Origin of the sequence: Actinosynnema sp. NPDC059797, from assembly GCF_042732085.1 — a bacterium.
Lineage (GTDB): Bacteria > Actinomycetota > Actinomycetes > Mycobacteriales > Pseudonocardiaceae > Actinosynnema.
The window spans coordinates 1-10657 of the sequence record NZ_JBHWIE010000246.1 but is presented as its reverse complement, the minus strand read 5'-3'; the positions used below and the strand labels follow the sequence as shown (position 1 = coordinate 10657).

General features: G+C 71.8%; 9 protein-coding genes. All 9 read left to right on the top strand.

The window, feature by feature from the left end; genetic code table 11:
* Positions 1 to 988: cellulose binding domain-containing protein (locus ACFV4N_RS32810; RefSeq protein WP_499676528.1), on the top strand; the 988-nt coding region annotated here is incomplete at its 5' end.
* A gap of 736 nt (positions 989 to 1724) precedes the next feature.
* Positions 1725 to 2666, top strand: a complete 942-nt coding sequence (locus ACFV4N_RS32805) for a diiron oxygenase (RefSeq protein ID WP_499676527.1) — start codon at positions 1725 to 1727, stop codon at positions 2664 to 2666.
* Complete coding sequence (locus ACFV4N_RS32800) at positions 2659 to 4125, top strand: methylmalonyl-CoA mutase family protein (protein WP_499676526.1); 1467 nt, start codon at positions 2659 to 2661, stop codon at positions 4123 to 4125. The genes ACFV4N_RS32805 and ACFV4N_RS32800 overlap by 8 nt, the downstream gene beginning before the upstream one ends.
* 54 nt (positions 4126 to 4179) lie before the next feature.
* Complete coding sequence (asnB, locus tag ACFV4N_RS32795) at positions 4180 to 6033, top strand: asparagine synthase (glutamine-hydrolyzing) (protein ID WP_499676525.1); 1854 nt, start codon at positions 4180 to 4182, stop codon at positions 6031 to 6033.
* Positions 6034 to 6044: 11 nt separating this feature from the next.
* Positions 6045 to 7421, top strand: coding sequence for a lysine N(6)-hydroxylase/L-ornithine N(5)-oxygenase family protein (locus ACFV4N_RS32790; RefSeq protein ID WP_499676524.1), 1377 nt, complete (start codon positions 6045 to 6047; stop codon positions 7419 to 7421).
* 2 nt (positions 7422 to 7423) lie between these two features.
* Entirely contained in the window at positions 7424 to 9175 is a 1752-nt protein-coding gene (locus tag ACFV4N_RS32785) for a fatty acyl-AMP ligase (protein ID WP_499676523.1), read from the top strand.
* The gene (mce, locus tag ACFV4N_RS32780; protein ID WP_499676522.1) at positions 9175 to 9642 is read left to right on the top strand and encodes a methylmalonyl-CoA epimerase; all 468 of its coding nucleotides are present in this window, start codon (positions 9175 to 9177) and stop codon (positions 9640 to 9642) included. Before ACFV4N_RS32785 ends, mce begins: the two co-directional genes overlap by 1 nt.
* Complete coding sequence (locus tag ACFV4N_RS32775) at positions 9611 to 10276, top strand: FMN-binding negative transcriptional regulator (protein ID WP_499676521.1); 666 nt, start codon at positions 9611 to 9613, stop codon at positions 10274 to 10276. The genes mce and ACFV4N_RS32775 overlap by 32 nt, the downstream gene beginning before the upstream one ends.
* Positions 10273 to 10657 (top strand): helix-turn-helix domain-containing protein (locus ACFV4N_RS32770; RefSeq protein ID WP_499676520.1); only part of this gene is annotated, 385 nt, incomplete at its 3' end. The genes ACFV4N_RS32775 and ACFV4N_RS32770, both read left to right, overlap by 4 nt.

The window sequence follows — 10657 nt, the reverse complement described above, 5'->3', positions numbered from 1 at the left end:
CGCCTCCGACGTGTACTCCCTCGGCGCGACGCTGTACGCGGCGCTGGAGGGCCACCCGCCGTTCGGCGCGACCGACAACCCCTACGCCCTGCTGCGGCGGGTGTCCGAGGGCCGGGTGGAACCGCTCCGGTCCCCCGGGCCGCTGGGCGACGTGCTGCTGCGCGTGCTGCGCCGGGACCCGGGCGAGCGGCCGACGATGGCCGAGGTGCACGAGTTGTTGGGCGCGGTCGTGGAGGGCCGGCCGCTGCCCGGCGCGCCGGCGTTCGACGGGGTTCCGGGGTTCGACGAAAACGGGTCGAACGGTGACGGGGAATTGACCGGCGTCACGACACCGGTGAACGGAACACGGTTTTTTGGTGAAACCGAGTTGGTCGACCAGGCCCGCCCCGACGACCGGACCCGTCCCGTTGTCGACGACCGGTCCCCGGCCGGCACGCGACCGCTCCTCGCGCCGCGCCGCGCGCGGTGGCGGAAGGTCGTGCCGGCGGCGGGCGCCGCGGTGCTGGTCGCGGTGGGCGTCGTGCTGGGCGGCTTCCTCCGGGACGGCGAGTCGGAGGAGACCGCCCTGCCCGCCCCGACCGCGACGACGACCGGCGCGACGACCGGCGCGACCACCGCCGCGACCACCGGCGAGACCGCCGCGGGGACCACCGGCGGGACCGCCGCGACGACCCCGGCCCCGTCGTCCGGCTGCACCGCCCGCTTCCGGGTCACCACCTCCTGGCCGGGCGGTTACCAGGCCGAGGTGACCGTGCGCAACGACGGCGGGCGCGCGCTGACCGGCTGGACGGTGACCTGGCTCCTGCCCCCCGGCCACGTCATCAGCAACCTGTGGGACGGGAACCTCGCCGCGGAGGGCGGTTCGGTGCGGGTCGGCAACGCCGACTACAACGCCGAACTCCCGGTGGACGGCTCGACCACCTTCGGTTTCACCGCGAACGGCCCGGAGGCGCCGCGGCCGGACGTCGCCTGCGCGTCCGGTGATTGATCGTCCGGTCGGCGCACCGCCTCCCACGTCCGGGTGAGCATCCTGCCGCCGTCCGGAGAGGCGGCCCGGCGGGCGGCCCGCGGGCGCGGCACCTTACGCTCCACCGACGACGAACGCGCTGTGTCGTGCATCTCGGCACGTACATCGCGGATGTGTGCTGCACCACTTTCACGGCAATAGGTCGGACCACGTGTGAGCGCCGTTAAAAGCCTCGTCGATCGACTCCGCGGACTTCGGGGTCTCGCATTTCGGGAATGTCGGGTTTTGCCCGGGGGCAAGGTGGTCGATCAATTTCACAGATGGGCCACCGGGTGGAGTGACGTGCGATCCGATCGTCCTACCGCACTGCGTCGAATGGCCTAGTCATTCTTGTTTTGCCTGGTCGGTGAGCCCCGGTTGGTTGACTGTTCAATATTGGCGACGAATGGGTGAACGGATTCTCCTGTCGCAGCTCAAAGGCCATCCTTTGTGGATGATCAAAGACATGTAACGGACTTGTTACATCGTCCCGAGTTCGGTCTCACGATCAATGGAGGCTATTTCCTGATCAGCTGATTCCTCCTTGACTGGCATGTTGCCCTTGAGTACCGTACGAACTCGTTCTGGGGTTAGGCGAATAGCGGTTCACGCCTTCGTCTAGATGCTTTTTTGATTCCGCTTCCTGCTGGGGGGAGAGTGGAGTGATCAGTTACGTGTGCCCGCCGTTCGTCGGTGGATCACCTCGGGGTGAAACGCCGTGAACTCGTCATTGATCTTCGGTAAGTGGTACGAGCGCGCCGGTGTGCGCACCGATCCCCACCGCACGTTCTGCGCGGAGGTGGAGTCCGGCCTGACCGCGTTCCCGCTGAAGCTCATCCCGCACTTGGCGCACCCGCTGACCGAGAAGCTCCCGGAGGAGGAGCGCGACGCGGTGGTCACCCGCCGCTTCTACGAGTACATGAACTTCGTGGCGAACCTGGAGGCCAAGGTCGTCAACCGGGGCACGCTGGTCGTCGCGTTCGACCAGGCGGGCCTGGGCATCGACCGGCAGCTGCGGCTCGACGCGTGGAAGATCTACTGCGACGAGGCGCACCACGCGCACACCAGCTTCGACATGGTGGACCAGGTGGAGCGCGCGACCGGCGTGCCCGGCCTGCCCTACTCGTTCGACCACACCCTCGACCGGCTCGACGGCAGCGGGCGGGCGCTCCACCCGCAGACCGCGCAGCTGCTCCAGGTCGTGGTGTTCGAGACGGTGGTGACCTCCCTGCTGGAGGACATCCCCAACGACGAGACCGTCGCCGGCACGATCCGCGAGGTCGTCGCCGACCACGCCCGCGACGAGCGCCGGCACCACGCCTTCTACACCCGGTTCTTCGACTTCCTCTGGGGTGTCATGGACGAGGACACGCGGGCCCGCTCCGCGCGCTGCCTGCCCGGCATCATCACCGCCTGCCTCTCACCCGACATCCCCGCCATCCGCAGGTCCCTGCTCGCCACCTCGCTCACCCCCGGCGAGGTGGAGCAGGTGATCGGCGAGACCTACACCGCCGCCTCGGTCCAGGCCGACCTCCGCGCGTCCGCGCGGCACACCCTGAAGATGTTCTACGACCACGACGTCCTGGAGGTGCCCGGCGCCCGCGAGGACTTCGCGACGGCGGGCCTGCTCCTGCCCGAGGAGGGTGGCCACCGTGGGTGAACCCGGTCAGTTCCCCTACGACGCGGGGCTGCACCCCGGCGGCTACACCACCAGGCACTGGACGATCCGGCAGCTCGCCGGCCTCGGCGACGCCACCGACACCAACGCCCGGTTCCGCTACCTGCTCGACCGCGGCGAGACCGGCCTGTCCCTGGCGTTCGACCTGCCGACCCAGATGGGCCTGGACCCCGACGACCCGGCGACCGTCGGCGAGGTCGGCCGCGCGGGCGCGTCGATCGCGACGGTGGACGACTTCGCCGCGGTGTTCGAGGGCATCCCGCTCGACCGCATCTCCGTGTCGTTCACCATCAACGCGACCGCGCCGATGATCCTCGCGATGTGGATCGTCGCCGCCGAGGAGAGCGGCGTCGACCCGGCCGCGCTGCGCGGCACCCTCCAGAACGAGATGCTCAAGGAGCACCTGGCCCGGCACGCGGTCGTGTTCGACCTCGACCACAGCTTCCGGTTCTCCCTCGACGTCATCGAGCACTGCGTCCGGCACCTGCCGAAGGTCAACCCGATCTCGATCTCCGGCGGCCACGCGCGGGAGGCGGGCGCGACCCGCCCCCTGGAGGTGGCGCTCGCCATCGCCGACGCGGAGCAGTACCTCGACGGCATGATCGCCCGCGGGTTCACCGTGGACGAGGTGGCCGCGCAGTTCAGCTTCATCTTCGGCTCGCACCTGGAGATCCTGGCCGAGGCGGCGAAGTTCCGCGCCGCCCGCAGGATCTACGCCACCCGCATGCGCGACCGCTACGGCGCGCGTGACGCGAAGTCGATGAAGCTGCGCGCCCAGGTCAACACCTTCGGCTCGGCCCTGGCCGTGCAGGAGCCGCTGAACAACATCGCCCGCACGACCGTGCAGGCGATCTCGGCGGTGCTCGGCGGCGTGCAGTCGCTGCACGTGTGCTCGTTCGACGAGGCGGTGCAGACGCCCGGCGAGCTGGCGGCCCGGGTCGCGCTCCGCATCCAGCAGATCCTGCTGCACGAGACCGACCTGGCCCGGCACGTCGACCCGCTCGGCGGGTCCACGGTGCTGGAGCGGCTCGTCGACGAGGTCGAGGCGGAGGCGCTGTCCTGGTTGGACCGCATCGAGCAGCGGGGCGGCCTGCTCGCCGCGCTGCGCAGCGGCTGGCTCTCCGGCGAGATCGACGACATGGCGTTCCGCGACCGCGGCCCCGTCGTCGGCGTCGCGGACGCGGACGAGTCGGAGCACGAGCGCGCCCTGCTGCGCGAGCAGCGCAAGTCCGGTGTCGCCGCCGGCAGGCGGAGGCCCTTCTCCCGGGTCGAGTGCCCGGACCAGCTCGCCGCCGTGTCCGCGGCCGCCGAGGCCGGGCAGAACGTGCTGCCCGCGCTGGTGGAGGCCGCCCGGGCGCGGGCGAGCATCCAGCAGATGTGCACGGCGGTGGCCCGCGGCATCGGCCACCCCGCCGGTCTGGCGTCCCCGGCCCACGCCTGAACCACGCCGGTCCCTCGTCCCACAGCGATCTTCGGTCAATTCACAGGAGCACCCATGTGCGGGATCACCGGTTTCGTCGACTTCACCCCTGCTTCGGAGGAGCGGGAGGTGTTGATCGACACCATGACCGCCACGATGCACCGCCGCGGTCCGGACGACCAGCGCACGTGGCTGGACCGCCACGTCGCGCTGGGCGTGCGGCGGTTGTCCGTGGTGGACCTCGTCGGCGGTGTGCAGCCGATGGTCGCCCAGGAGCCGGGTCAGCCCCCGGTCACCCTGGCCTACACCGGCGAGGTCTTCAACTGCGACGAGCTGCGGGCCGAGCTGCGCTCGCACGGCCACACCTTCAAGACCAGCAGCGACACCGAGGTCGTGCTCGCGTCCTACCTCCAGTGGGGCGCGGCGTGCGCGGAGCGCCTGCTCGGCATGTTCGCCTTCGCGGTGTGGGACGGCCGCACCGAGGAGGTGCACCTGATCCGCGACCGCTTCGGCATCTACCCGATGTACTACACCGAGGTGCCCGGCGGGTTCGTGTTCGGCTCCGCGCTCATGGCCCTGCTCAAGCACCCGGCCGTCGAGCCGGTCGTGGACCTGGAGGGCCTGCGCGCCATCGTCGACTTCGTGAAGGCGCCGGAGAACGGCATCTTCGCCGGGGTCAAGGAGGTCCGCGGCGGCACGATCGTCCGCTTCGGCCGCAACGGGCTGTCGGTCAGCACCTACTGGACCCCGCCCGCCCGGCCGCACGAGGACGACCTCGACACCACCGTGGGCACGGTCCGCGAGCTGCTTGAGGACGCGGTCCGCAGGCAGATGCACAGCGACGTGCCGCTGGGCGTGTTCCTGTCGGGCGGCCTGGACTCCAGCGCCCTGCTGGCGCTCGCCGCGCGCCACAACGGCGGCAAGACGCTGCGCACCTACTCGATCGACTTCGCGGGCCACGACAAGATCTTCACCCCCGACGAGGTCCGCTCCACCCCTGACTACCCGTTCGTGGCGCGCATGGTCGAGCACCTGGGCACCGACCACACGCGGGTCGTCGTCTCGCCCGAGGAGCTGATGGACCCCGAGGTGCGCCGGGAGGTCCTGCTGGCCCGGGACATCCCGACCTCGCTGGGCGACCTCGACACCTCGTACCTGCTGCTGGCGCGCCGGTTCCGCCAGGACTGCACGGTGGCGCTGGGCGGCGAGGGCGCGGACGAGCTGTTCGGCGGCTACCACTGGTTCCTGGAGGACCGCTTCGTCGACGCGCAGGCGCTGCCGTGGCTGGAGTTCGGCCGCCAGATGGCCGGCAAGAACGGCCTGCGCAACACCGGCCTGATCAACCAGGAGCTGGTGGAGTCGCTGGGCAGCGACGAGGCCGAGCGCGACCTGTACGCCTCGGAGGTCGCCAAGATCGAGAAGCTGCCCGGCGAGTCCGACGTGGACCGCAAGATCCGCATCGTGACCTACCTGAACCTGACCGGCTACCTGCGGATCATCCTGGACCGCAAGGACCGCATCGGCATGGCCGTGTCGCTGGAGGGCCGCGTGCCGTTCCTCGACCACCGGCTGGTCGAGTACGTCTACAACGTGCCGTGGGCGATGAAGTCCTTCGACGGCCGGGAGAAGTCGCTGCTGCGCGCCGCCGTCCGCGACCTGCTGCCGCCCTCGGTGCTGTACCGCAAGAAGGCCGGCTACCCGCCGATCGACGACCCGGCCTACGACCGCGCGCTGCGCGGCATGGTCACCGACCTGCTGGCCGACGGCTCCGCGCCGATCCAGCCGTTCCTCGACCTGTCGACCGCCAAGTCCTACCTGGCGGACCCGACCTCCGACGCGGTCAAGGAGAAGGTCAACCGCTTCTCGCTGGAGATGGTCCTGTACCTGAACGAGTGGCTGGACACCTACAACGCCCGGCTCGCGATCTGATGGGGTACCGCGTGTCGACACAGTCCAAGGGGGAGCTGGTGGACCTGCTCGGCATCGGTTTCGGCCCCTCCAACCTCGCGCTGGCCATCGCCGTGCACGAGCACAACGAGCACAGCGAGGCCGGGGAGGCGCCGATCAGCGCCGCCTTCCACGAGCGGCAGCCCCGGTTCGGGTGGCACCGGGACATGCTGATCGACGACAGCACCATGCAGATCTCCTACCTCAAGGACCTGGTGACGCTGCGCAACCCGACCAGCGCCTTCTCGTTCGTGGCCTACCTGCACGAGAAGGGCCGCCTGGTCGACTTCATCAACCACCAGGTCATCTACCCGTCGCGGGTGGAGTTCCACGACTACCTGGAGTGGGCGGCCGCGCGGTTCGTCCCCCAGGTGGAGTACGGCAGCGAGGTCACCGCGATCCACCCGGTGGTGACCGACGACCGGGTCACCGCGCTGGACGTGCACGCGGTCAGCGAGGACGGCGTCACGGTGCGGCGCGCGCGCAACGTCGTGCTCGCCACGGGCCTGTCGCCGTGCCTGCCCGACGGCGTGGAGCGCGGCGACCGGATCTGGCACAGCGGCGAGCTGCTGGGCCGGGTCGCGGGGCTGGGCGACGCGCGGCCCAAGCGGCTCGCGGTGGTCGGCGCCGGGCAGAGCGCGGCGGAGGTGACCGAGTACCTCCACCGCACGTTCACCGACGCGGAGGTGTACTCGGTCTTCAGCCGGTACGGCTACAGCGCCGCCGACGACAGCCCGTTCGCCAACCGGATCTTCGACCCGGCGGCCGTGGACGAGTTCTTCACCAGCGACACCGAGGTCCGGCAGATGCTGCTGGAGTACCACGCCGGCACGAACTACGCCGTCGTGGACCGGGATCTGATCAACGAGTTGTACCGCCGCTCGTACCACGAGCGGGTGACGGGCCGCCGGAGGTTGCGGTTCCTCAACGTGTCCCGTCCGCGGCGGGTGACCCCCACCGCGGACGGGGTGCGCCTCGACATCGAGCACCTGCCGACCCGCACGACGACGGCGCTGGACGTGGACTACGTGGTGTTCGCCACCGGCTACCGGCCCTCGCGGCCGGACCGGCTGCTCGACGCCCTGGAGCCGTGGCTGCGCCGCGCCGAGCACGACGAGCTGGTCGTGGGCCGGGACTACCGGGTGCTCACCGACGGCCGCATGTCGGCCGGGGTCTACGTGCAGGGCGCGACGGAGCACCTGCACGGCATCTCGTCGAGCCTGTTGTCCACGTCGTGCGTCCGGGCGGGGGAGATCGCCGAGTCGGTGGTCGAGGCGGTTCGCCGCACGGCGCCGCTGGCGACCGGGTCCGTGCCACGAGGGTCCGTGCCACGAGGGTCCGGGCAGCCGCGACAAGTCCTGGGGAGCTAGTTGTGACGGAGACGCAGACCACCACCCTCGACCCGACCACGGCGCGGACCCTGCCGGGAATCCTGGCCGAGCGCGCCTTCACCTCGCCCGACGGCGTGGCCTACGTGCACCACGTGGACGGCGAGGAGCACACCGAGCAGCTGACCTACGGCGAGCTGGAGCGGGACGCCCGCGCGCGGGCGGCGGCGCTGCTGGACCGCGGCCTGGCGGGCGGGCGCGCCGTGCTGGCGCACGACACCGGCCTGGAGTTCGTCCGCGACCTGTTCGCCTGCTTCCTCGCCGGGGTCGCCGCGGTGCCGGTCCAGGTGCCCAACCGCAGGCACGGCGTGGTGCGCATGCACCGCATCGCGGCCGACGCGGGCACGACGGTGCTGCTGACGTCGAGTCGCGTGGTCGAGCGGCTGGCCGCCTACGCCGACATGCCGGAGCTGGCCGAGCTGACCCTGGTGGACTCCGCCGGGCTGCGCGGCACGGCGACCTGGCTGCCCGGCGACGAGGCGGGGCCGGACGACCTGGCGCTGCTCCAGTACACGTCGGGCTCGACCGGCCACCCCAAGGGGGTGGAGGTGACGCACCGCAACTTCTGGCACAACACCGCCGACATCCTCGCCCAGTGGCCGATCCCCGAGCACGGCCGCATCGCGTCGTGGCTGCCGCTGTTCCACGACCTGGGGCTGCTGTTCGGCGCGGTGCTGCCGGTGCGCGCCGGCGTGCCGGTGCACCTGATGTCGCCCGGCGCGTTCGTGCGCAGGCCGCTGCGGTGGCTGGAGATCATCAGCCGGCACCGGGTCACGCACGTCGCGGCGCCGAACTTCGCGTTCCAGATGTGCCTGGACGCGGTGGCGGACCGGGGCGTGCCCGCCGGGCTCGACCTGTCCTCCTGCGTCGCGGCGCTCAACGGCGCCGAGCCGGTCCGGTGGAGCACGGTGAGCCGCTTCGTCGAGGTGTTCGCCGCGGCCGGGTTCCGCGCGTCCGCGCCGGCGCCCGCGTACGGCCTCGCCGAGGCCACCCTGCACGTCACCGGCACCCGCCAGGACATGCCGCCGCACGCGATCTCCATCGACGCGGCGCGGGCCGCCGACGGCGTCGCGGTGCCCGTGCCCGCCGGCACCGAGAACTCGCTGCGCGTGGTCAGCTGCGGCACGCCCGTGCCCGGCACGGTGGTCCGCGTCGTCGACCCGGTCACGCGCACGCCGGTCGGCCGGCGCGGGATCGGCGAGATCTGGGTGCGCGGTCCGGGCGTGGCCCGCGGCTACTGGCAGCGGCCCGCGGAGACCTCGGCGACGTTCCGCGCCACGATCGCGGGCGAGGGCGCCGAGACCCACCTGCGCACCGGCGACCTCGGCTTCCTGCACGACGGCGAGCTGTACGTGTGCGGCCGGCACAAGGACGTGCTGATCCGCAACGGCCGCAACTACTACCCGAACGACCTCGAACTGGCCGCGGAGGGCGCCCACCCGCTCCTGCGCGCGGGCAGCAGCGCCGCGTTCGCCGTCGAGCGCGACGGGCGGGAGCTGTTCGTGCTGGCCGTCGAGGTGGACGGCAAGCTGCTGCGCGCGGTCGACCAGGCCGAGCTGGCCGGGCTGATCACCGCCGCGGTCGAGCGCGACCTGGCCGTGGTGCTCGACGAGGTCGTGCCGATCCAGCGCGGCACGCTCGCCAAGACCACCAGCGGCAAGGTGCAGCGCAGCGAGATGCGGCGGCAGTACCTGGAGGGCGGCCTGTCGGCGGTCACCCGCGGGTCGGGGTCCTGATGTTCACCAGGGTCGACCACATCGGCATCGCGTGCCGCGACCTCGACCGCACCGTCGAGCACTACCGGTCGGTGTTCGGCTTCGAGGTCTGCCACGAGGAGGTCAACGAGGGCCAGGGCGTGCGCGAGGCGATGTTGCGCGTCAACGGCACCGACGACGGCGGCGCCACCTACCTCCAGCTGCTGGAGCCGATCTCGCCCGACTCGACCGTGGCGCGGTGGATCGAGCGCCACGGCGAGGGCGTGCACCACATCGCCTTCGGCTCGCCCGACGTCCACGCGGTGGTCGAACGCCTCCGCGGGCACGGGCCGAGGATCCTGTTCGACCCGCCGCAGCGCGCGTCGATGGGCTCCACGGCCACCTTCCTGCACCCCAAGGACTGCCACGGCGTGTTGACCGAGGTCGTCACCTCGGCCGACGAGGACAGGAGCAGCGGTGTACGTGCCGACGATCTACCGACCGCCTGAGCCCGGCTGGGTCCTCGACGCCATCCGCGCGAACCCGCTGGCCACGCTGGTCAGCGAGGCGGGCGGGGCGGGCGAGGTGCCGTTCGCCACCCACCTGCTGGCGATCCCGGCGTGGGAGGACGACCCGGAGGACGGCTCCCTGGTGGGCCTGACCGTGCTCGGCCACCTCAACCGGGACAACCCGCACTGGTCGGCGCTGTCCGACGGCGGCCGGGCGCTGTTGGTGTTCACCGGGCCGAGCAGCTACGTCTCGCCGACCATCTACGACGTCACGCCGGCCGCGCCGACCTGGGACTTCGTCTCGGTGCACGTGCGCGGCACGGTGCGGCTGATCGAGGCCGGCGACGCGACGATGGACGTGGTGCGGCGCGGGGTCGACTTCTGCGAGCGGCACTTCGGCAACGGCTGGCGGGACGAGGGCTCGGTGGAGTACTTCGCCAAGATCCTGCCGGGCGTCGGCGCGTTCGAGCTGGTCGTCGAGGCGGTCGACGGCATGTTCAAGCTCAGCCAGGAGCAGTCGCCCGCGCTGCGGGAACGGGTGCTGGACGCCTTCGAGCGCGGCCCCACGACCCAGCGGCGCGAGCTGGCCCGCCTCATGCGCGGGCTGCCGGAGTCGGGGGAGGGCGTTCGGTGATCGGCAGTGGTGAACGGGTCGGGGTCGTGGCGCGGCGCGCGGTGACGCAGGCGCAGCGCCTCCAGGCGGTGCACCGGGTGCAGGGCGGGGAGCGGCCCGACGACGTGGCGCGGCGGTACGGCGTCTCGCGGGCCGCGGTGTTCCGCTGGGCCGCCGCGTACCGGCAGGGCGGAGAGGCGGCGCTGTGCGACCGCAAGGCGCCGGGCCGCCGGCCGCTGCTGTCACCCGGGCAGCGCCACGAGGTGCGGAACCTGCTGCTGGGCCTGGAGCCGGTCAAGGCCGGGTTCGACCGGCAGCTGTGGACCAAGGCGATGGTCCGCGAGCTGTGCCGCGAGCGGTTCGGCGTCGAGCTGTCGCAGGCGTCCACGACGAGGTTCCTGG

Coding starts and splice junctions, on each gene's coding strand:
- mce (WP_499676522.1), top strand. CDS start 9,175: ATGTTCACCAGGGTCGACCACATCGGCATCGCGTGCCGCGACCTCGAC.
- asnB (WP_499676525.1), top strand. CDS start 4,180: ATGTGCGGGATCACCGGTTTCGTCGACTTCACCCCTGCTTCGGAGGAG.